Source organism: Micromonospora sp. NPDC005367 (assembly GCF_040606825.1).
In the GTDB taxonomy this organism is placed as follows: Bacteria; Actinomycetota; Actinomycetes; order Mycobacteriales; family Micromonosporaceae; genus Micromonospora.
This window is the reverse complement of record NZ_JBEXFP010000002.1, coordinates 146,964-167,025: the sequence shown is the minus strand read 5'-3', so window position 1 is coordinate 167,025 and position 20,062 is coordinate 146,964. Positions and strand designations below refer to the sequence as shown.

General features: G+C 70.4%; 18 protein-coding genes and 1 tRNA gene. 14 read left to right on the top strand and 5 right to left on the bottom strand.

The window, feature by feature from the left end:
• Window positions 1–299: 299 nt before the first annotated feature.
• The 3 genes from ABZS42_RS02270 to ABZS42_RS02260 are packed head-to-tail and all read left to right on the top strand — an operon-like array spanning window position 300 to window position 3,282.
• A complete protein-coding gene (locus tag ABZS42_RS02270; RefSeq protein ID WP_355141652.1) occupies window positions 300–1,868 on the top strand; it encodes a replication initiator in 1,569 nt (522 codons plus the stop codon).
• On the top strand, window positions 1,865–2,062 hold the full coding sequence (locus ABZS42_RS02265) for an excisionase family DNA-binding protein (RefSeq protein WP_355141650.1): 198 nt from the start codon (window positions 1,865–1,867) through the stop codon (window positions 2,060–2,062). The genes ABZS42_RS02270 and ABZS42_RS02265 overlap by 4 nt, the downstream gene beginning before the upstream one ends.
• On the top strand, window positions 2,062–3,282 hold the full coding sequence (locus tag ABZS42_RS02260; protein WP_355141648.1) for a site-specific integrase: 1,221 nt from the start codon (window positions 2,062–2,064) through the stop codon (window positions 3,280–3,282). Before ABZS42_RS02265 ends, ABZS42_RS02260 begins: the two co-directional genes overlap by 1 nt.
• Before the next feature lie 116 nt (window positions 3,283–3,398).
• Here ABZS42_RS02260 and ABZS42_RS02255 read toward each other — a convergent pair.
• Window positions 3,399–3,470: transfer RNA gene (locus tag ABZS42_RS02255), tRNA-Lys, on the bottom strand.
• A 415-nt stretch (window positions 3,471–3,885) separates the two neighbouring features.
• Here ABZS42_RS02255 and ABZS42_RS02250 point away from each other — a divergent pair.
• Entirely contained in the window at window positions 3,886–4,722 is an 837-nt protein-coding gene (locus tag ABZS42_RS02250; protein ID WP_355141646.1) for an LppX_LprAFG lipoprotein, read from the top strand.
• A 256-nt stretch (window positions 4,723–4,978) separates the two neighbouring features.
• On the top strand, window positions 4,979–5,878 hold the full coding sequence (locus tag ABZS42_RS02245) for an SdrD B-like domain-containing protein (RefSeq protein WP_355141644.1): 900 nt from the start codon (window positions 4,979–4,981) through the stop codon (window positions 5,876–5,878).
• A gap of 96 nt (window positions 5,879–5,974) precedes the next feature.
• On the opposite strand, the gene ABZS42_RS02240 is transcribed toward ABZS42_RS02245, so the two are convergent.
• On the bottom strand, window positions 5,975–6,646 hold the full coding sequence (locus tag ABZS42_RS02240; RefSeq protein WP_355141642.1) for a hypothetical protein: 672 nt from the start codon (window positions 6,644–6,646) through the stop codon (window positions 5,975–5,977).
• A gap of 178 nt (window positions 6,647–6,824) precedes the next feature.
• On the opposite strand from ABZS42_RS02240, the gene ABZS42_RS02235 reads away from it, so the two are divergent.
• The 3 genes from ABZS42_RS02235 (at window position 6,825) to ABZS42_RS02225 (ending at window position 11,303) form a co-directional block, all read left to right on the top strand.
• Entirely contained in the window at window positions 6,825–8,042 is a 1,218-nt protein-coding gene (locus tag ABZS42_RS02235) for a HupE/UreJ family protein (protein ID WP_355141640.1), read from the top strand.
• A gap of 123 nt (window positions 8,043–8,165) precedes the next feature.
• Window positions 8,166–10,136, top strand: a complete 1,971-nt coding sequence (locus ABZS42_RS02230) for a metallophosphoesterase family protein (RefSeq protein ID WP_355141638.1) — start codon at window positions 8,166–8,168, stop codon at window positions 10,134–10,136.
• A 93-nt stretch (window positions 10,137–10,229) separates the two neighbouring features.
• Window positions 10,230–11,303 (top strand): DUF916 domain-containing protein, encoded by a 1,074-nt coding sequence (locus ABZS42_RS02225; RefSeq protein WP_355141636.1) that lies wholly within the window; start codon window positions 10,230–10,232, stop codon window positions 11,301–11,303.
• Between the two features lie 153 nt (window positions 11,304–11,456).
• Here the strand turns inward: ABZS42_RS02225 and ABZS42_RS02220 are convergent, their stop codons facing one another.
• Both ABZS42_RS02220 and ABZS42_RS02215 read right to left on the bottom strand, forming a co-directional pair.
• Window positions 11,457–12,596 carry a low temperature requirement protein A gene (locus tag ABZS42_RS02220; RefSeq protein WP_355141634.1) on the bottom strand — a complete coding sequence of 380 codons (1,140 nt, stop codon included), beginning with the start codon at window positions 12,594–12,596 and terminating at the stop codon, window positions 11,457–11,459.
• Window positions 12,597–12,711: 115 nt separating this feature from the next.
• Window positions 12,712–14,286 carry a carboxylesterase family protein gene (locus ABZS42_RS02215; RefSeq protein ID WP_355141632.1) on the bottom strand — a complete coding sequence of 525 codons (1,575 nt, stop codon included), beginning with the start codon at window positions 14,284–14,286 and terminating at the stop codon, window positions 12,712–12,714.
• Window positions 14,287–14,423: 137 nt separating this feature from the next.
• On the opposite strand from ABZS42_RS02215, the gene ABZS42_RS02210 reads away from it, so the two are divergent.
• The 3 genes from ABZS42_RS02210 (at window position 14,424) to ABZS42_RS02200 (ending at window position 16,386) form a co-directional block, all read left to right on the top strand.
• Window positions 14,424–15,002, top strand: coding sequence for a TetR family transcriptional regulator (locus ABZS42_RS02210; protein WP_355141631.1), 579 nt, complete (start codon window positions 14,424–14,426; stop codon window positions 15,000–15,002).
• Between the two features lie 132 nt (window positions 15,003–15,134).
• Window positions 15,135–15,599 (top strand): hypothetical protein, encoded by a 465-nt coding sequence (locus ABZS42_RS02205; protein WP_355141629.1) that lies wholly within the window; start codon window positions 15,135–15,137, stop codon window positions 15,597–15,599.
• 157 nt (window positions 15,600–15,756) lie between these two features.
• A complete protein-coding gene (locus ABZS42_RS02200) occupies window positions 15,757–16,386 on the top strand; it encodes a phosphatase PAP2 family protein (protein WP_355141627.1) in 630 nt (209 codons plus the stop codon).
• Between the two features lie 21 nt (window positions 16,387–16,407).
• Here ABZS42_RS02200 and ABZS42_RS02195 read toward each other — a convergent pair whose 3' ends face one another.
• Window positions 16,408–17,220 carry an A24 family peptidase gene (locus tag ABZS42_RS02195; protein ID WP_355141625.1) on the bottom strand — a complete coding sequence of 271 codons (813 nt, stop codon included), beginning with the start codon at window positions 17,218–17,220 and terminating at the stop codon, window positions 16,408–16,410.
• A gap of 629 nt (window positions 17,221–17,849) precedes the next feature.
• Here ABZS42_RS02195 and ABZS42_RS02190 point away from each other — a divergent pair.
• From ABZS42_RS02190 to ABZS42_RS02180, 3 genes are all read left to right on the top strand, one after another.
• Window positions 17,850–18,377 carry a hypothetical protein gene (locus ABZS42_RS02190; RefSeq protein ID WP_355141623.1) on the top strand — a complete coding sequence of 176 codons (528 nt, stop codon included), beginning with the start codon at window positions 17,850–17,852 and terminating at the stop codon, window positions 18,375–18,377.
• A gap of 110 nt (window positions 18,378–18,487) precedes the next feature.
• Complete coding sequence (locus tag ABZS42_RS02185) at window positions 18,488–19,360, top strand: hypothetical protein (RefSeq protein WP_355141912.1); 873 nt, start codon at window positions 18,488–18,490, stop codon at window positions 19,358–19,360.
• A gap of 37 nt (window positions 19,361–19,397) precedes the next feature.
• Window positions 19,398–20,060: an SAF domain-containing protein gene (locus ABZS42_RS02180; protein ID WP_355141621.1), complete on the top strand. Its 663-nt coding sequence runs from the start codon at window positions 19,398–19,400 to the stop codon at window positions 20,058–20,060.
• Window positions 20,061–20,062: the final 2 nt, after the last annotated feature.

Below are 20,062 nucleotides of genomic sequence, written 5' to 3'. Positions count from 1 at the left end.
TTCCCTGCCGTCCACGATGGCCCGGATTCGCGCACCTTTACGGGTGGGGGCAGCCTGCGGCAACCCGCCGGATGCCGACATCCCAGGCTCCCCACCCGTGCCGGCCCACATTGACAGCTCACGAGCGTGAAAGGACATGACCCATCGGCGGGAAGTGGCACGACCACGACTCCGCCCTCCGGCGTCAGCCGCCCTCTCGGCGGTGCCAGGAGACACGACGCACACCACCAGCGGACAGACGTCCACGGCTGGTGGTGCTTCGTCTCCCGTCCCTGCCACCCCCTGAAGAGGAGACAGTCATGTCCACCACCCCGCTCACCCACTACCGCCCCGGTGTCACCGTCGGCCGTGATGCCCAGGTCATGCACCGCGCCGCCTCGCCCGAGTTCTCCGGCTGGCTGGAGCACACCCGCCCCGCCGACGGCTGCTCCCGCCCGATCCGCCTCACCGGCACCATCGCCGCCGTCGACCGGAACACCGGCCGCATCACCGGCCAGCTGCACACCGACGAGCTGCCCGACCGCACGCTCTACAAGGCGTGCGGCAACCGCCGCGAATCGGTGTGCCCGGACTGCGCCTGGGTCTACCAGGGCGACGCCTACCAAGTCGTCTGTCGCGGGCTCACCGGCGGCAAAGGCATCCCCGCCTCGGTAGGCCGGCACCCGGTCGTCTTCGCCACCTTCACCGCCCCGTCCTTCGGCCCGGTCCACCACCGCCACGTCCCTCGCCATACCTGCCGCAGCCGGCAGCGCTGCGACTGCCGGCCCGCTCCCTGCCGCGCCCGGAGCACCGCCGGTGCCTGCCCGCACGGGCAGCCCGCGGCGTGCTTCGCCCGCCACGAGGCCGACGATCCGGGGCTCGGCCGGCCGTTGTGCCTGGACTGCTATGACCACGCCCACCAGGTCGTCTGGAACCACTTCTCTGGCGAGCTGTGGCGACGCACCAAGCAGGCCATCGAACGCCACCTCGCCGCCCTCTGCCGCAAGCGCGGCATCCCCCTCGTCCGGGTCGTCACGGCCTCCGGCAAGGTGCGCTGGGTGCCGCCAGTGCGGGTGTCCCACGGCAAAGTCGCCGAGATGCAACGCCGCGCCGCCGTGCACTTCCACGTCCTGCTGCGCCTCGACGGCATCGACCCCGACGACCCAGACGCTCCCGTGCCGCCGCCGGCCGACATCACCGCCGACGACCTGGAAGACGCGATTCACGCCGCTGCTCGGCAGATCACCGTCACCACGCCACTGCACCCCGACAAGCCCGACGGCTGGTTGGTCGCCTGGGGCGAGCAGGTCGACGTCCGACGCATCAACAGCACCGACGGCGAGCTGACCGACTGCAAGGTCGCCGCCTACCTCGCCAAGTACGCCACCAAGGCCACCGAAGCCACCGGCCACTCGTCCGCCCGGCTCACCTCGGCCACCATCGACGACTACGCCAATCCCGAAGGCGACCACCTCGCCCGCCTCATCGACGCCTGCTGGCACCTCGGCCGCCCCACCCCCACCGACACCAGCAACGGCGCCGCATCCGCCGACCACCATCAAGACAGACTTGACGTCAAACCCAACGTCTACGGCGGCCTGCGCCGCTGGGCGCACATGCTCGGCTTCGGCGGCCACTTCCTCACCAAAGCCCGCCGCTACTCCGTCACCTTCCGCCTGCTCCGCGACACCCGCGCCACCTACCGTCGGGAAGAGGACGACCAACCGGCCGACACGATCACCGTCGGCACCCTCACCTACATCGGCTCCGGCTGGCTCTCCGAAGGTGACGCTTTGCTCGCCAATACCGCCGCTCGGCAGCGGCGCGAGAGCAGACGCATCGGCCGGGAAGAACTCGCGCATGCGGCGTGGCTGGGGGTGGCGGCATGAGCAGGAACCTCGCCCCCCGCTGGTACTCACCCGCAGAAGTCGCCGTCCTGCTCGGTTTCGGTCTGTCCAAGGTCAAGATGAAAATCGCCACTGGTGAGCTGCGCTCCATCAAAGACGGCAAGTACCGCCGCATCCTCCCCGAATGGGTCGACGACTACATCCGCGAGCAGGTCGAGCGCCAGGAGGCCGCCTGATGCCGGGTCGCTCTCGCGCCAACGGCGAAGGCTCGATCTTCCCGTACCGGAACGGCTTCGCTGCATACGTCTGGGTGGAGAAGCCCGATGGGAAGCGGGGCCGGAAGTGGGTCTATGGCAAGACCCGCGAGGAGGTCCACGACAAGTGGATCAAGCTGCATGGGCAAGCGAAGGCCGGCCCCGTGGCGACCCACTCCCCGACGGTAGGGGAGTACGCCGGCTACTGGCTGCGCGAGATCGTCAAGCCGAACCTCACCCCGGGCAGCTACGTCACCTATGAGGTGGTGGTCCGGCTCTACCTCGTGCCTGGACTGGGCCGGAAGCGCCTCGACAAGCTCCGGGTCAGCGACGTGCAGACCTGGATCAACGAGGTCGGGCGGACCTGCCAGTGCTGCGCCCAGGGCAAGGACGAGCGGCGGAAGCCTGTCCAGCGTCGCTGCTGTGCCCTTGGCCGCTGCTGCCAGGATCTGCCCTCGGCGACCAGTGTCACGCATCTGCGGACGGTGCTCCGGACGGTGCTGTCCCAGGCGATCACCGAAGGGCTGATCACCCGCAACGTCGCGTCCCTGGTGAAGCTGCCACCGGTGCGGAAGCGCAAGCGGAAGGCGTGGACGAGCGACGAGGCGCGGCGCTTCCTGGAGTCGGCCCGTGCCGACGACGACCCGCTCTATGCCGCCTACGTCCTGGTCCTGGTGCTCGGTCTGCGCAAGGGCGAGATGCTGGGGCTCACCTGGGCTGACGTCGACCTCGACGCGGGCGAGCTGACCATCGATAGGCAGCTCCAGCGGGTCGGTGCCGAACTGCTGCACCGGGAGACGAAGACGGCCGCCTCGGACGCCACCCTGCCGCTGCCGGACATCTGCACCGTGGCCCTCAGCCGTCGCCGTGTCGCGCAGGCCGCTGCCCGCGATGCCGCCGGCCCCGCATGGCAGCCCTCGGACCTCATATTCACCACCCGCTACGGCCGGCCGGTCGAGCCGCGCAACTTCAACCGCTTCTGGGACCGGCGCTGTGACGCAGCTGGAGTCCGACGCATCACGGTGCGAGACGCCCGGCGGACTTGTGCCTCGCTCCTGGCGGACCTGGACGTGCACCCCCGGGTGGCGATGCAGATCCTCCGGCACGCCCAGTTCGCCATCACCATGGAGATCTACACGGTGGTTTCCTCGGCGGCCACCCGCGACGCCCTCAAGCGGCTCGGCAGCGCACTCGACCGGTGAGCCGTGATTCGTCTACGTCATCAAGTCCATAGGTGGTTACTGCTGTACTTCGCTGCTGTACGAGCCGTGCTGACGAAAACAGCGGCCCCGGGAAGGGCCACTGAGCTGGAACGGAGTGGGCCGCCAGGGACTCGAACCCTGAACCTATGGATTAAAAGTCCACAGCTCTGCCATTGAGCTAGCGGCCCGACGACCACCTAGGCTACCCGACCCCCACGGCGAGGCGCGCGGCTCTCAGGGCAGCTGCGCCGCAGCCACGAAATCGGCGGCCTTGCAGCTGTCCTTGCCCGGGGAGCGGAGTAAGCGCCGTCACTCACGCCGGGAGGCGATGAATCGTCTCCAACCTTCTTCCGAGTACGGCCCGGCTGCCCTGGCGGCACGTGTCGACCGGGCCGTGGGGCGCGAGCACGGTCTGGCCGCTGAGCAGACCCGAAGGAAGTTCGGAATCTCCGTCGGCTCCGCCCGAGCCTCGACGCTCGGGCACCGCCGGGTGGATCCGGCGCGTCCGGCACGCGGGCCCTCTTCCTGTTGCCCGGTTGAGATAGCGTGTCGCCCGTCTATCTGGGTTGGCCCCCAGGATCCGTCGGGGAAAGAAGTTGTCGCGTGTCACTTTGGAAGAAGACCACCGTCGTGGCCGTCTCCGCGCTCACCGCGCTCGCGGTCGGCGCCTGTGGCTCCAAGCCTGGGTCGTCGGAGGAGCCGAAGCAGCCCAGCGTGCTGGAGCTGCTGGCCAGCGACCTGAAGGGCTCGTTGCAGAAGACGATCGACGCCACCGACAAGAGCGACTCGGTGACCGTCGCGATGGAGGGCACGGCCGCCGGCCAGAAGCTCTCGATGCAGGGCGTGCTGGACCTCGGTGACCCGGTCAAGGCCGAGATGAAGACGACGGGCCCGGACGGTACCCCGGTGACCGTCCGGATGATCGGCACGGCCGTATACATCGAAGTTCCGGAGGCGGAGCGCGCCAACGCCGACGGGAAGCGCTGGATGAAGCTCGACCTGGCCGCCGCCGGCGCCCCGGCGGGGATGGACTTCTCCAAGCAGTTCGAGGACGTCGATCCGGCCAAGCAGGTCAAGACGCTGCTGGCCACCGACGGCGTGAAGGTCGTCGGCGAGGAGACGGTCAACGGGGCGCGTACGGTCCACTACACCGTGACCGCACCGGTGGCGACGTACCTCGGACAGGTCGACGCCGAGATGCGACCGCAGGTCGAGGAGCAGCTGGCGAAGCAGGGCGTCAAGGAGGTCACGGTCGACCTCTGGGTCGACGAGGAGTACCGGCCGCGCCGGACGCACATGGTCATGGGCACGATGAGCGACATGACGATCGACTACACCGACTACGGCAAGCCGGTGAACATCGACACGCCACCTCCGGCGGAGACGGCCGACCTGGCCGAGATGCTGAAGGGCCTCGGGGATCTGACCGCAGGGAACTGATCAGCGCCGAACGCTGCCCGGCCGGTGATAGTCACCGGCCGGGCGCCGTTTCCGGAACAAATCCTCTCTGGGGCGCGAGCGGCGGCTCTCGGCGAACCACTGTGCGCTCACCGCCCCAGTGATCTCCGTCACTGTCTTCTGTAGACGGACGATGATGCGTAACGGCCCCGACGCTCAGGACGCCGAGTCAGTGGTGGAAGTGAGCTCCACCACGGCCTTCCGATCGGACCGGCCGAACCAGCGACCTGAGGACGTCATGCAAGCCAGCGCACCCTCCCGCTCCATCCGTCGGGCCCTTGCCACCTCCGTGTCCGCGCTCGCCCTCGCCGGGGCCTCGACGGCGCTCGTTCCGGCCGACGCGGCGGCGGCCGGACGTACCGAACCCGACCTGTTCGTCAACCTGATGACGGTCGACGCGTTGAACCCGGCGGAGGGCGAGACCTTCCGCACCCAGATCGACGTACGCAACGGCGGCACGGGCACTTCGGGCCCGGTCAGCCTCACCGTGTCCGTGCCGGAAGGGCTCCGGACGGCGGAGCCCGGTTGGTCCGACGGTGCGTGGACCTGCACGGCGGTGAGCGGCACGAGCTACAGCTGCCTCCACGCGGAGCTGGCCCCCGGATGGGCGGAGCGGGTCTCGCTGCCGTTCGTGGTGGCGGGCGCCGAACCCGGCTCCCGCGTACCGGTCACCGCGACGGTCGAGCCCCAGCACAAGGAGAGCAACATCGAGAACAACACCACCTCGGTAAGGGTGCCGATCTCCGGCACCTGCGTGGTGCGGGGCGTGATCTGGCACGACCTGGACCGGGACGGGCAGCGCGACGAGGGCGAACCGGGCATCGCCCCAGGCCCGGACGGCGTGCTGAGTGTGAAGGTCGGGTCCCAGCAGAACGGGACCACCGGCGGGGGCACGGCCACGGTCAACCCGGACGGGACCTGGTCGCTCACCACCCGCACCGAGCTGCTCTACCGGGTCTGGATCGAGGCTGCCAACACGTACGACACCACTGCCTCGAACGTCGGCGACGACGCCACCGACTCGGACATGGTGAACACGTACGAGCGGGACCCCATCCTGTTGACCGCCAGCGCCGAGTTCAGCGCCACGAACGGCGGGGAGTACGTGGTCGACGCCGGCCTGGTCACCCGCAGCTGACCGGCGCGCATTACGCGGAGCGGCCCCGGTGCCGGTGCACCGGGGCCGTTGCGTCGGCGGCCGCCGGACCATCGGCGGTCGGCCGGTCCAGCGCCGTCAGTGCTGGTCGAGCCAGATCACGATGCCGGTCAGGTCGTTGAGCACGGCCGCCACGCCCGCCCGGATGGCCGCCGCGCAGCGTTCGGCGGTGAAGGAGTTCGCGTCGTACGTCGAGGACATGCCCAGCCCTTCGCCCCGGAACGACGCGCCGGACCAGTCGGCCGCCGTCACGTTCTGGGTGGGCTCGGCGACTTCCGCGCCGACGACGAGGAACTGCTGTGACAGGTGGCTCGCGGTGACCATCGCGAGCGGGTCGATCAGGTCGTTGCCGACGCTGACGATGAGGTCCGGGCTCATCTTGACGGCCCGGTCGATGCTCGGCACGAAGTCGTGCGCGTCCTTGGGGGCCACCGTCCGCAGGTCGACGTCCTCGTCCTCGGCCCATTCCTCGACCGCCTTGACGAGGGCCTTGGTGGGGGCGTCGTCGCCGGTGGTGAGCAGCACCACCCGGTAGCCCTTCGGCGGGTGGACCGAATTCCAGGACCCGGGCCGCGGCGTGATTGTCCCCTCAGGCTTGGGCGGGTCGGTGGGGTCGACGAACCCGGTGCCGAGGGCGCCGACGGGGCTGGGTTTGGGGCGGGGCAGCGACCAGTCGTCGCCGGAGCCACAGCCGGTGAGCAGGGCGGCGACCGCGGCCAGGGTCGCAACGGCCCGAAGCGGGGGACGCAAGGTGGTCGTCGTCCTCTCGAGGCGTACGGAAAGTGCGGGCTCCTTCCTATCCCAGGTCCTGCCGGATACCGACAGTCCAAGGCCTGACCTGGGTCTTTGTTTGCCAACGGTTCGTCGACCGCCCGGTTGCCGTTCATCCGCGACATGCACCGTGCACTGGCCAACAGAAGGAAAGAGCATGTCGCAACGTATTCGCAGGAGCCTCGCCGTCACCGTCGTCGGGCTCGCCGCCGCGGTGATCACCCTGCTGAGCGCCGGGCCGGCCCTCGCGCACGGGTTCACGTCGACCGTGTACGGAGACGTCACAGCCGGTGACGAAGGCCATGTACGGACGAAGCTGGAACTGGAGTACGACCTCTTCGTCGTCTCCGCCGCCGACTACGAGAAGGACGACCCGCTGTTCAAGCAGGGTCAGCCCGCCTTCGACGACCGCGACGCCGCAGGCATGGTCGCGGCGCTGAACGCCCACCGGAAGTCGACGGTCGGGTACGTCACGAAGCGCTTCTCGGTCGCGTCGAACGGTGTGACCTGCGTTCCGACGCAGGTCGGCGACTTCACTCTCGGTGTGCGGGAGGGGGTGCCGTACGCCGGAATGCTGCTCGACTGGGCGTGTGCCGACAGCGGCGCCGAGCACGAGGTGCGCAGCGGCCTCTTTCCCGACTCGGAGGAGTACGTCAAGGGCACCAAGACGATCCTCACGTACGACGTCGACGGCAGTTCGGGCAGTGCCGCGCTGGACGCCGAGCATCCGTCCTTCTCGACGGGCCAGGCCTGGTACGAGCGGTTCTGGGAGTTCCTGCGCCTGGGCGCCGAGCACCTGCTGACCGGGCTCGACCACATCCTGTTCCTGCTGGCGCTCATCGCCGGATCGCGGCGGTTGCGCGAGATCGTGCTCGCGGCCACCAGCTTCACCCTGGCGCATTCGGTGACGTTCATGCTCGCGGCGCTCGGTCTGGTCGACGCACCGGCGGGCATCGTGGAGCCCGTCATCGCCCTGTCGATCGCCGTGGTGGCCGCCTGGCACCTGTTCGGGATCTGGCGTCGCGGCAATCACGCGACGGATCTGGAAGCGGCGGGCCACGGACATTTCAGTCTGGACCGGGCGGGCTGGCTCCGTCTCGGAGTGGTGTTCTGCTTCGGCCTCGTACACGGTCTGGGTTTCGCGGGTGCGTTGGGCATCGACGAGGCTTGGTCCTGGCAGTTGCTGTGGTCGCTGCTGGTGTTCAACGTCGGAATCGAAATCGTTCAACTCGCGATTATCGCTGTCCTCTTTCCGCTGCTGGCGGTGCTGCGTCGGCGGTCGCCGAGGGTCGGCCTCTGGGCCACGGGCGCAGTTTCCGCGGGTGTGGCCGGTATGGGGCTTTTCTGGTTCGTGCAGCGCGTATTCGGATTCTGAGAAAACGCTGGTCTTCCTGGGCGCGATACCGACCGGCCGGACCGCATTCATGATCGGTTCACCGAACACCGCCAGGTTGAGGACGCTCTCGCAACACCTCTCATCCGAAAAGGACGGAAATTGATGAGACTGGGCACCTCGGCACAGGCCGCTCGGCTTGTGCGTCGTCGCGTGGCCACTGGGGCCGCCGCGGCGATCTTCGGCCTCGGCGTGGCCCTCAGCGGTGGCCTGACCACCGCCGCCAGCGCCGCCGACGCCACCTCCTACAGCGGCATCGTCCTCGGGGTGGGCGCCAACGAGACCCAGCGCATCGTCACCTGGTACTCCTCGGGTGACACCGCGCAGAAGGTCCAGGTCGCCCCGACGGCCTCGATCGTCAACGGCGAGTTCCCGGCCGATGCCGTCACCTTCGACGCCACCGGTGCGGCGAACACCTCCACCACCGGGTTCAACCGGCACGCCACGATCACCAGCCTGAAGGAGAACACGGGGTACTCGTACCGCGTCGGCTCCGAGGGCAACTGGTCCACGGCGTACGCCTTCAAGACGCAGGACTTCGAGGGCGACTACGACTTCCTGTTCTTCGGTGACCCGCAGATCGGCTCCTCCGGCGACGTCGCGAAGGACCAGGCCGGCTGGGCGGAGACCCTGCGTTACGCCACCACCGCGAACCCGAACATCGAGATGCTGGTCTCCGGTGGTGACCACGTCGAGTCGGCGAACAACGAGACCCAGTGGGACGCGTTCCTCGCCCCCGACCAGCTGCGGCAGTACCCGCTCGCGGCGACCATCGGCAACCACGACGTCGGTGGTAAGTCCTGGGAGCAGCACCACTTCACCCCGAACACGGACCGCTCGAGCCAGTACTACAACGGCGACTCGGCGACCCGCTCCGGCGGTGACTTCTGGTACGTCTACAAGGACACGCTGTTCATCGACATCAACAGCAACAGCTACGTCAACCCGTCCGACGGCTCGCTCGGCGGCGACGCGGCGCACGTCGCGTACGTCACGGACGTGATCAACAAGCACGGCGCCGAGGCGAAGTGGACGGTTCTGGTCTACCACCACGCGATCTACTCGGCGGCCACCCACTCCACCGACGGGGACAACAAGCAGCGGCGGAAGGACTTCACCACCGCCTTCTCGGAGCTCGGCGTCGACCTGGTGCTGCAGGGTCACGACCACGACTACTCCCGTAGCTACTCGATCAAGAACGGCCAGAAGGAGAACCCGGCCGAGCAGCCGGGCGCGGCCGACGTGTTCCCGGGCCCGGGCGGCGTCATCTACGTGACGGCGAACTCGGCTTCGGGCTCGAAGTACTACGACATCAAAAAGCCGGACAACTCCGGTACCGGTGTCGAGGGCCTGGGTCCGGACCCGCTGAACCCGAGCAACTACTGGTTCAACTCGGTGCAGAACCAGGAGCACGTCCGCACCTACGTCAAGGTTGGCGTGAAGGCCGACAAGCTCGTCGTGGAGAACATCCGCAGCGGCACCTGCGCGGCGCCGAACGCGGCTGTGGAGAAGGGCCTGTCCTGCACCAACACCGCCGAAGGCCAGCCGGTGGGCTCGATCGTCGACAACGTGACGATCCACCCGTACCACGGCAACGGCCAGGACATCCAGGTCAACGTGCCGAACGCGACCGGTGAGTTCGGCTGGACGATCGACGGCTACAACGGCCTGGTGGACCTGGGCACCGCGAAGGAGCGCGACGCGTTCTCCTTCGCGGCGACCGGCAAGATCAACCCGATCCTCGTGTCGGACAGCCGTTTCTCGCTCGCCCCGTGGTCGATCTCGGCCAACGTGAGCGACTTCAAGGACGGCGACAAGACCATCGCCGGCTCGTACCTCGGTTGGGCACCGCAGGTCATCTCGGCCGGGGCCGGTGCCACGGCCGGTGCTCCGGTGGCCTCCGGTTACGACGACCAGGGCCAGGGTCTCGCGATCTCGCGCGGCCTCGGTGCGGCCGACCAGGGTCACGCCCGGGGTACCGCCAAGCTCGGCGCCGACCTCGACCTCAAGTTCCCGAACGAGGTCGCCAAGGGTAGCTACCGCGCCACCCTCACGATCACTGCCCTGAGCAGCTGATCGAACCTGCTCCACCGGCGGGGTAGGCACCTTCGGGGCCTACCCCGCCACCCGTTTCGACCTCCCCAAGATCACATCTAGCAAGGACCAGAGATGCACGCGCCCGCAACGCGCTGGACGACCCGGACCGCCAAGCTCCTCCGTACGACAGTCCTGTCCCTGCTCGCCGCCGTCGCGGCCGCCGGCATGACCGCCGGTCCCGCGCTGGCAGCCGACGGCGACGTCACCTGGACGGTCAGAACGGCCTCCAACAGCTACGGCGCGACCCGGTCCAGCTACAGCTACAACGTCAACCCCGGCGGCACCGTCGAGGACGGGATGGTCGTGGCCAACCGTGGCACCGCCCCGCTGAACCTCACCGTCTACGCCGCGGACGGCTTCACCACCGAAGCCGGCCAGCTCGACCTGCTCACCCGGGACAAGAAGTCGGTCGCCATCGGCGCCTGGGTACACCCGGACAGCGCCAGCGTCGCGATCAAGCCGGGGAAGACCGCGACCGTACCGATCAAGATCAGCGTCCCGGACAACGCCACGCCCGGTGACTACGTCGGCGGCATCCTCACCTCGCTGACTCAGCCCGACCAGGCCGAGGGCATCAACGTGGACCGGCGGCTCGGCATCCGGATCAAGCTGCGGGTCGGCGGCGAGCTGAAGCCGGCCCTCGCGATCGAGGACTTCGACGTCGCCTACCAGGGCACCTGGAACCCGTTCGGCCGGGGCGACGCCACCGTCACCTACAAGATCCACAACACCGGCAACGCCGCACTGTCTAGCCAGCAGGCGGCCTCGGTCTCCGGCCCGTTCGGGCTGCTGCGCACCAAGGCCCACGACCTGCCGAAGACGCCGGAGCTGCTGCCCGGCGAGAGCTGGCAGGTCACCGTGCCGGTCAAGGACGTGAGCCCCGCGTTCCGGCTCGCCGCGACCGCGACCCTCACGCCCCTGCTCACCGACCCGTCGGGCTCCGTCACCCCGCTCGACAAGATCTCGGGCACCGCGCACACCTGGGTCGTCCCGTGGACTCTGTTGCTGCTGATCGTCGTGGTGGTCGCGGCCGTCGTCGTAGCGATCCGCCTCACCCGCCGCAACCGGGTGCGACGCAAGCAGCGCGAGGACGCCCGCGTGCAGGAGTCCGTCGAGCAGGCGCTCCGCGGACAACGGCAGCGGTGACCGCCGCGGAGCCGAGATGCGGCGACCGAATCGGCCACCACGAGACCCGGCGCGCTCTTGGCTTCGGGTCACGACGGTCCGGGACGGCGCGCCGTCCCGGCGCGGACAACGCGGACGGTTCAGCCGCCGGTGAGTCGTACGGTGGCACCAAGGTCAGCCCGGCGCGAAGACCCGGGACCGGTCGACCGCGGCCACCGCGACGAGGACGGCCGTGGTGACCGCGGTCGCCACGAGCAGTGGGAGATCCGCCGCGACGAGCCCCACGACAGCCAACGCGGGCAGCCCGAGCAGCCGGGGCAGCGAGAACCGCCGATCGATGGCGGCGGCGAGCAGCAACCGCCCGGCCAGGAAGAGCGCCGGACCGGCCGCGACGACAGCCACCGCCCCCGGCTCGCCGGGGTGGCCGATGGCCAGCTCTGCCCCCACAGCGGTGGAGACCACGCCAGCGATCATCACGAGGTGCAGAAGGTTGGAGGCCGCGCCGAGTCGCGCCGGTTCGGCGCGCTCGATGGCGGAAGCCAACTGCCGGCCGCCCGGCGTCACGTACAGGAGCCCCAGCAACACCGCCGTCGCGAAGATCAGCAGGAAGGCGCTGGTCTGCGCCACGCTGGTGCCGCTCTGGGCGTACGCGAGACCGGCCGACAGGATCAGCTCGCCGAGCGAGATGATGAAAACCTGCTGGAATCGCTCGGCGAAGTGAGCGCCACGGAGCCGCAGTTCCCCCGGCCGCGCCCGTCCCAGCCGAAGCGTCGGCCACCCCGCGGCCGGCCCGGCGTACTCGACGATCACGGCGAGCGCCCAGAGCGGGACGCGCGCCGCCGGCAGGAACAGCCCGGCCAGCCAGAACACACCGCTGACGGCGAACCAGCACAGGATCCGCGCGATGCGTCGGCGGAGCGGATGGCCGCGCAGTACGAAGAGGCCGAGCAGGCCCCGGACCGCGTTGACCGCGAGGTAGGCGCCGACGAAGAGCGCGGCCCGGCCCTCCAGCGCCGACGGGACGGCTGCTCCCATGAGCAGACCGCCGAGCGCCGACCCGACCAGCACCACTCGCACGACGGGCGCATCCGGGGCGTACCAGTCGGCCGACCAGGTGGTCGTCACCCAGAGAAACCAGACCGCGGCGAGCAGCAGGGTGGTCCGCAGCGCTCCGCCGACGCTCAGATCGGCCAGCAGGACAACGGCCACCTGGTTGAGCGTGAACACGAACGCGAGGTCGAAGAAGAGCTCCAGGAAGGAGGCGCTCACCGGGTCCTCGCGGTGCCGCAGCAGCCGCTCGGGCCTGCTCACCATCCGCGCTCCTCCGCCCGCCTCCCGCTGATGTCCTACCACCCGGCTGAACGCTCGCGTCGCGAAAACAGGGAGACGGCCGCACGGGCCGCGACCGTCCCCCACCTCCACCCGCGTTCTAGTCGAGTCTCGACCAGAACGCGTACGCGTGGTCACGGGTGAAGTCGGTAGCCGTCCAACGTTCCGAGGTCAGCGACTCGACGTACGGGCGACGCGGCGTGAACGCCGTCCAGCCGCGGTCCCTGCCGCCGTTCGGGTCGCCCGCCGTGGCGAACCGGGTCCACGCGCCGGTCAGCCGGTCGGCGAGCCGGTCCTGGGTCCGGTCCAACGGCAGGAAGAGGTCCATGTCGAACAGGTAGGCCAGCTCGGCCATGTGCTGCGCCCGCCACTCGAAGCTCGGTTCCCGGTAACCCGCGAACCATGGGGTGTCCTCCTCGGCGAACTCGAACATGTAGGTCCTCGTCCACCTCGACAGCAGAGCGGCGGTGTCGTAGGTCGGCTTCGCCCAGTTCCGGTCGGTGCCGAGGGTCGACAGCGCCAGGCCGGCCGAGGCGCCGTACGCGGACAGGGGGTAGCGGGCCAGGATCGCGTCGGCGTCGTCGCCGTACTCCGCACGGACCGCCGGCTCGTACGCCTCAGCGGGGATGGGCGCGCCCCCCGGGTTGACCTCCTGCCCGGCGTACCTGCCGTTCTCCTCGTCGTGGTTCGCTCCGATCAGGACGGGAACCCGGTGGAACCGCCCGGTGCGGAAGGCCTCGGCCGGCGAGAGCGGGAGCAGTGGCGTGCCGGACACGGGCCGCGGCTCGCCCCACGGGCCGTACGCCGTCAGCAGTTCGGCGACGGTCGTCTCGTCCGACCGCAGGCAGGCGGCCACGTCGGTGACGCCGGCGCAGCCGACCGCCTGGATCACGGCGGCGCTGTCGGCCTCCGCCTCCGCGCGCGTGCGGGACCCGCCGGTGGCGCAGGGCGCGCTCTGGACGACGGCCCGGTGGAACAGCCCGGCCGACATCGGGGACGCGAGGTGGTCGCAGACGGCGTAGCCGCCACCGGACTGACCCATGATCGTGACGTTGCCCGCGTCGCCACCGAACGCGCCGATGTTGGCCCGCACCCAGCGCAGTGCGGCCTGCTGGTCCTCCAGGGCGAGGCTGCCGGAGCCGTACGCCGTGCCGGCGTCGAGCGCGGGGTCGGTGAGGAACGACATGACGCCGAGCCGGTAGTTCATGGACACCACGACCGTGTCCTCGGCGAGGCGCTCCGGCCCATACATGTCGCCGGTGCCGAACATCATGCTGCCGCCGTGGATCCACACGATGACCGGCAGGTCGTCCCCCTTCCGGCCGGTGGTGGTGACATTCAGGTAGAGGCAGTCCTCCGCCTCGCTCGGCACACCGATCGGCAGCCCCTGGGGTTGGGCGCACGGCGGCCCCGGACGGGTGGCGTCGCGGATGCCCGACCACGGCGCGGCAGGTTGGGGAGACGCCCAGCGGCCGGGCGGCGCGGCGTAGGGGATGCCCTGGAAGCTGCGGACGGCACCGGTCACGGTGCCGCGGACGGCGCCTTTGTCGGTCTCGACCAGGGCGGGCCGACCGGGGGCGGCGGTCGTGGGACCGGCCGCGCCCACCGTCGTCGTCAGGGCGGCCAGGACGAGGCCCGCGAGGACCCGCATCCGGCGCCGGAGTGACGTGTTCATGGCGGTTCTCCTGTCTGGTCATGCGACCTGAGGTGGTGTCGAGGAGAACCGTAGGGCAGATTTGGGCGATCGCGCAAGGCAATCGCCTAAGGCGTGCGCCTAAGTCAATTGATCCAGGGTGTTGGTAGCCTGGCGACATGGGAAACCGGGAGGCCCTGCTGGCCGGGGCGAGGACCTGTCTGCTGGAGAAGGGCTTCGACCGCACCACCGTGCGCGACATCGCGACCGCGGCCGGCGTCAGCATGGCCGCGATCGGCTACCACTTCGGATCCCGGGAGAACCTGCTGTTCCAGGCCCTGTTCTCGATCCTCGACGAGTGGGGTGACCTCGCCGGGCGCGCACTCGTCCCCGCCGAGACGCCCGACCTCAATCCCGCCGGGGCGTACGAACGGATGTGGGACGACCTGCTCGCGCAGGCCCGCGCCTACCCCCGGATGTGGCTGGCCTCCCTGGAGTTGTTCATGCAGGCCCAGCGGCAACCCGACCTGCTCCCCCATCTCATGGAGGGGATCCGGCAGGGGCGTAGCGGCATGGCGGCGATCCTGGAGAGCGTCCCCGAGGCGGACGTGTCCGCGCGTTCCGTACGCACCCTCGGCATGGTCCAGGTCGCGCTGATGTCCGGCGTGGTCATCCAGATGCTCTCCGATCCGGAGAACGCACCCACCGGAGCCGACGTCGTCGAAGGACTCCGCGCGCTCGCGAAGATCACCGGGTAGGTCGACGTACGTGCCGGATCGGCGGCCGGCACGGTGCGGGACGACCCGGTGGGAGGTCGTGTCGTTGATCCGGCTGCACCCCACGACACGCGCGAACCACGGTGGGGGCACCGACCGTCGAGGAGGACGCCGATGACCAGTCAGCGGGAGACCGTCCAGGTCGAACCGGACCTGTTCCGAGCCGTCTACGAATCGCCCGCCGCGCTACCCGGCCGGCACCGCTGGACCACCCCCGAGTCGGACGTACGGCGGTTGGAGAAGTTGCTCGGCATCCCACCGCGCAGCATCGGCGCCCCGCTCTGGGTCAGCGGCGACGAGCCGGACTGCCCGAAGTGCGGCCGGCGGCTGACCTGGTACGACATCGTGTCGTCCGCGCTCGACGGCGTACACGATCGGACGATGATCGCCATGGTGATCCTCGGTGAGCGCAAGTACGTCAACACCGAGGTGCCCGACGCGATCCCCAACATCCGCTGCAGCGACTGCCACACCGCCATCGACGGGCTGCGCAGCTTCAAGTGCCACAACTGGGCGTACGCCTTCGAGGCGCTGGAGAAGGTCCGGGAGCGGATGTCCGGCGGGCTGGAACAGTCCTGATCCTCAGTCGACTCTCCCGGGTCGTGGCCGACCCGCCCGTGCGGCTGGTGGGACCAAGGTCAGGTGAATCTCCTGCCGTTCGGCACTGCCGTTGAATCTCGGTGATCCGTACCCTTCATCAGGATTAACGGAGTATGAACGGTTGGTGAGGTGATTCATGGTGAAGACCGGCACGCTCGATGTACCGGAGTTCAGCGCCGACTGGTATCAGGACATCGTCGACGCGGCGGCAGGCAGCCCGCAACCAGTGCAGTGGTTCGCCGGGCACTTCACCGAGGGGGCGATCGTGCTGCTCGGCCTGCTGCTGCTGGCCGCCGCGGTCACCCGCCTCGGCGCCGGCCCACGGGACCGGGCGCTCGCCCTGGTCGCGCCGATCCCGGTCGTCCTCGCGTACGGCTGCAGCGAAGGGCTCAAGACCCTGGTCGACGAGGAACGGCCGTGTCGCGAGGCCGTTCAGGCGATCATCGCCGGATCCTGCCCGCCGACCGGTGACTGGTCGTTCCCGAGCAACCACTCGACGGTGGCGGGTGCTCTGGCGGTCGCCACGCTGCTGCTCGCCCGCCGGATCGGCCTCGTGGCGCTGCCCGTGGCCGCGCTCGCCGCTTTCTCCCGCGTCTTCGTCGGCGTGCACTATCCGCACGACGTGGTCGCCGGTCTGCTGCTCGGCACGGGCGTGGTCCTGCTGCTCGTCCCGCTGCTGGTGCGGCCGGTCGCCGTGCTGCTGCGCCGCCGGTCGCCCGCCGAACCGCCGCTCGCCGACCCGATCGGTGGTTCCACCCGCCGCTGACCGGTCGCGGCCGCTCGGTGCTCATCCCGTCATGAGCAGCGCGGCGATCGTGCCGAGCACGAGGAACGGACCGAACGGCACATGACCGGACCAGCGGACCCGGCGGGCCGCGAGGAGCCCGAGGCTGACCAGGGCGGACAGCCCGAGCGCGAGCAGCAGCCCGGCCACCAGCACCGGCCAGCCGTGCCAGGCGAGCAGCGCCCCGACGCCGAGCGCCAGTTTGGCGTCGCCCAGCCCGAACCCCCGCGCGCCCAGTAGCAGGGTGGTCACGGCGAAGAAGAGCGCGAGCCCGACGCCGCCCAGCACGGCCCGCAGCCAGGGGCTCGCTCCGACGCCGGTCATCGCCGCCGGCCCGAGCAGCGCCCCGACCCCGGCCGCCGCCGGCCAGGTGAACCGGTCCGGCAGGCGGTGCACGGCGACGTCGATGAAGCACAGCGGCAGAACCCAGCCGAGCCACCAGGCGACGGCGAGCGTCTCGGCCGTGGGCGGACCGAGCAGCACCAGCACCGCAATCGCCGCGATCGCGGCCAGCTCGACGGCGCCTGGTGGCGCCCCCACTCGGGCCCGGCAGCGCCCGCAGCGCGCTGCCGGGCCGAGCTCCGGCCACGGTCGCCGCAGGTCGACGGGCTCACCGCAGGCCGAACATCCGGCGCGGAGGGCGGATCCGGCCGGTACGGAGTGCCGCAGCACCGCCAGCCGCAGCAGCGGGGTGAGCGTGAGACCGGCGAGCGTGGCACGCCGGGCGCCGGGTCGTCCGGCACCGCTGGGCGGTACGCCGCGCGACGTCGACGCACGCTCCCGATCGGATCGGGGCGGGCTACCGCTCAGCTCCATGACCACCGCCAGGCTTGATCACCCGAGCCGCCGAAGGCGAACACGGAACGTAACTTAACGATCGCTTGGGTGTAGCGGATGGCGCGGAAAGTGACCGGGCGCCTCCACTGCGCGACGGCGCGCGCGGCGGCGGCGACCTGCCGGGGCGGGCGCGGCGATCCCGATCGACGACGAGGGGACGGATCGGGCGAGATGCCGCGAGCGGGTCGAGTCGCCTCCACCGTCCGGCCAGCGCGGATCCCACCCGGCGTCGATCCACGCCGCCGGCCGGAGCGCGGGCCGATCCGTCGGTGCGCGACCGGGCCGGACTGGTTGGTCGCCACCCGCCACCACCACCTGTCATTACTCAGCGTATTCACGCGGGTTTCCTCTGTTGCATCGGCGAACGTCAGCCTATGCTCGCCCCTTGGGTGTGACGCAAGCCTCACCGACACGATGGGATGGCATCGAGCTTCGCTTTTACAGGAAATCCGTGAGGGTAAATGCGGTCGCGCATTCCGCAGCCCCGGATGTGACCATTCGGGCGCGCTTCCGCATGCCCGGCGGCGACGAGGAGGTGACCGCCGGGTCGCCACCGAGGAGGCACGGCGGTGCGAGGAAGGCAGCTCAGCCGAGCGGCAATCTGCCTGATGACGGTCACAGCGACGACGTCGATCACGGCGTGCGGCGCGGGCAGGGAGGCGGTCGTCCGGCCGCCGGCACCTGCGGCTGCCGAAGCCGACGCGGACCGGGACGCTGATGAACAGGCCGCGAGAAAAGCCGCGCTCGACGCGTATTCCGGCTATCTCACCGCGTCCCGTACGGCGAGTCGACACAGCGATCCGTACGCGCCGGAACTGTCCAGGTTCCTCGCGGATCCGCTGTTGACCCGGGTCCGAATGGCAATTCGTGACGCGAAGGAGCACGGCGCGATGCGTACCGGAACGTTGAAGTCCGACCCCACCGTGACCGCGGTGAGCCTGATCGGCGTACCGGCCACCGTGGAGATCCAGGACTGCCTTGACGCGACCGGATACCGGCTGGTCTACACGAAGGACCGGCGGGCCGTCCCCGGCAGCGGCGGGAAACGCTACCTCGCCACGGCCACCGCCACCCGGTACCCCGACGGCCGCTGGTTGATCAGCGCCGGCGCCGCCCACCAGGATCAGCCGTGCTGACTTGGGGAGGAACGGCTGCCCCGGCCCGATCCCCGCGGACCGGGGCAGCCCGCCGGGCCGGCACCCGACACCGGACGGCCCGGGTCGCCGGTCTCGGTCTGGCAGTCGCGCTGGTCGCCGCCGGCATCGGGCCGGCGACCGCCGCCAAGCGGGCCGACCCGGGCGGATCGTGCCCGCCGGAGCAGTACGACTGCAGCGTCTGGGACGACGATCCGGGCACCCCCGGCGGAGGCGGGGACGGTGGTGGCGACGGCGGCGGCGGGGACTCCGGCGGCGGGGGCGGCGGCAAGTGCCAGTGGAACGGCCGCACCGTGAAGTGCTACGACGACCTGCTCGGCTGGTTCAACAACGCCGACGGCTGCTACTACAAGCTGGAGCATCCCCAGCCGCCGGACACGCCCGAAGGCAAGCAGTGGTACCTGGTCACCTGCAACGGCGGGGACCGCGGCGACCAGCACCCGGAGTTGCTCGACGGTCCCCCGCCCGGCTACGGCGTCCCGCCCGACCCCGAGGAACTGGCCCGGCGCGCGCTGGCCCGGATCAGCATCCGGCCGCCCCGGATCGCCGTCGCACCCCGCCGCGCCACCGGCCCCGGACTGGTCGGCCTGCCGGTCTGGCTGTGGGGCGAGAACACCCGGCAGACGTTCGGCCCGGTGATCTCCGACGCCGAGACCGAACGGGGATTGACCGTCGAGATCACGGCGGTCTTCGACCGGATCGTCTGGGACATGGACAACGGCGAGCAGGTCACCTGCACCGGCCCCGGCACCGAATACAAGGTCACCGGCCCGCACGCCGGCAAACGCTCGCCGACCTGCGGCTACCACAGCGGCTACCCGAAGGCCGACACCTACGAGGTCAGCGCCACCACGTACTGGACGGTGACCTGGGAGGGCGGCGGCGAGACGGGAGTGATCCCGGTGCAGCGCAGGACGGGGATCGTCCCGATCCAGATCAATGAACTCCAGGTGGTGACGCGATGAGCGCGAGAAACGAGCCGATCGGAACGGCGGTGACCGGGTGAGCCTGGCGACGCGCAACGCAACGAGCCCGGCCGAGGCGCCGGTCACCCCGCCCAGGGTGGTCCGGCAGCGGCGGATACGCCCCGGGCTGCTCGGCCTGGCCGTACTGCTGATCGCCCTCGGTGGGCTGGGCGCCGCGTTCGCGGTCACCTCGGTACGCGCCACCGGTAGCTACCTGGCGGTGGCCCGCCCCGTGGAGGTGGGCCGGCAGCTCAGCGCCGACGACCTGAGGCCGGTGCAGGTGGCCGGCGGACAGGGGCTCAGCCCCGTGCCGGCCGACCGGATCGACGAGGTGCTCGGCAAACGGGCCGCGATGTCGCTGGCCCCGGGCACCCTGCTGACGATGGGGCAGCTGACCGACGCCCCGCTGCTCGGCCCCGACCAGCAGCAGCTCGCGCTCGGCCTGGGCCCGGCCGAGGTGCCCGCCCGGCAACTGCACCCCGGCGACAAGCTGCTGCTGGTCAGCACCCCGGACGGCAGCGCCGGCGGCTCCGCCGCGGCCGGCGGCACCCGCTTCCCGGCCACCGTGATCGACACGGGTACCTCCGACACGAACGACGACATCGTGGTCTACCTGGCGCTGGCCGTCCGGGACGTACCGGCGGTGGTGGCGTTGAACGCGCAGGACCGGATCGCGGTCGTGCTCACCGGGACGGCCTGACC

Bases quoted from the DNA above. Each gene is read 5' to 3' on its own strand.
- ABZS42_RS02210 (WP_355141631.1), top strand. From the start codon at position 14,424: ATGGGAAACCGGGAGGCCCTGCTGGCCGGGGCGAGGACCTGTCTGCTG.
- ABZS42_RS02190 (WP_355141623.1), top strand. From the start codon at position 17,850: ATGACGGTCACAGCGACGACGTCGATCACGGCGTGCGGCGCGGGCAGG.
- ABZS42_RS02225 (WP_355141636.1), top strand. From the start codon at position 10,230: ATGCACGCGCCCGCAACGCGCTGGACGACCCGGACCGCCAAGCTCCTC.
- ABZS42_RS02230 (WP_355141638.1), top strand. From the start codon at position 8,166: ATGAGACTGGGCACCTCGGCACAGGCCGCTCGGCTTGTGCGTCGTCGC.
- ABZS42_RS02270 (WP_355141652.1), top strand. From the start codon at position 300: ATGTCCACCACCCCGCTCACCCACTACCGCCCCGGTGTCACCGTCGGC.
- ABZS42_RS02235 (WP_355141640.1), top strand. From the start codon at position 6,825: ATGTCGCAACGTATTCGCAGGAGCCTCGCCGTCACCGTCGTCGGGCTC.
- ABZS42_RS02215 (WP_355141632.1), bottom strand. From the start codon at position 14,286: ATGAACACGTCACTCCGGCGCCGGATGCGGGTCCTCGCGGGCCTCGTC.
- ABZS42_RS02205 (WP_355141629.1), top strand. From the start codon at position 15,135: ATGACCAGTCAGCGGGAGACCGTCCAGGTCGAACCGGACCTGTTCCGA.
- ABZS42_RS02260 (WP_355141648.1), top strand. From the start codon at position 2,062: ATGCCGGGTCGCTCTCGCGCCAACGGCGAAGGCTCGATCTTCCCGTAC.
- ABZS42_RS02245 (WP_355141644.1), top strand. From the start codon at position 4,979: ATGCAAGCCAGCGCACCCTCCCGCTCCATCCGTCGGGCCCTTGCCACC.
- ABZS42_RS02220 (WP_355141634.1), bottom strand. From the start codon at position 12,596: ATGGTGAGCAGGCCCGAGCGGCTGCTGCGGCACCGCGAGGACCCGGTG.
- ABZS42_RS02265 (WP_355141650.1), top strand. From the start codon at position 1,865: ATGAGCAGGAACCTCGCCCCCCGCTGGTACTCACCCGCAGAAGTCGCC.
- ABZS42_RS02200 (WP_355141627.1), top strand. From the start codon at position 15,757: ATGGTGAAGACCGGCACGCTCGATGTACCGGAGTTCAGCGCCGACTGG.
- ABZS42_RS02195 (WP_355141625.1), bottom strand. From the start codon at position 17,220: ATGGAGCTGAGCGGTAGCCCGCCCCGATCCGATCGGGAGCGTGCGTCG.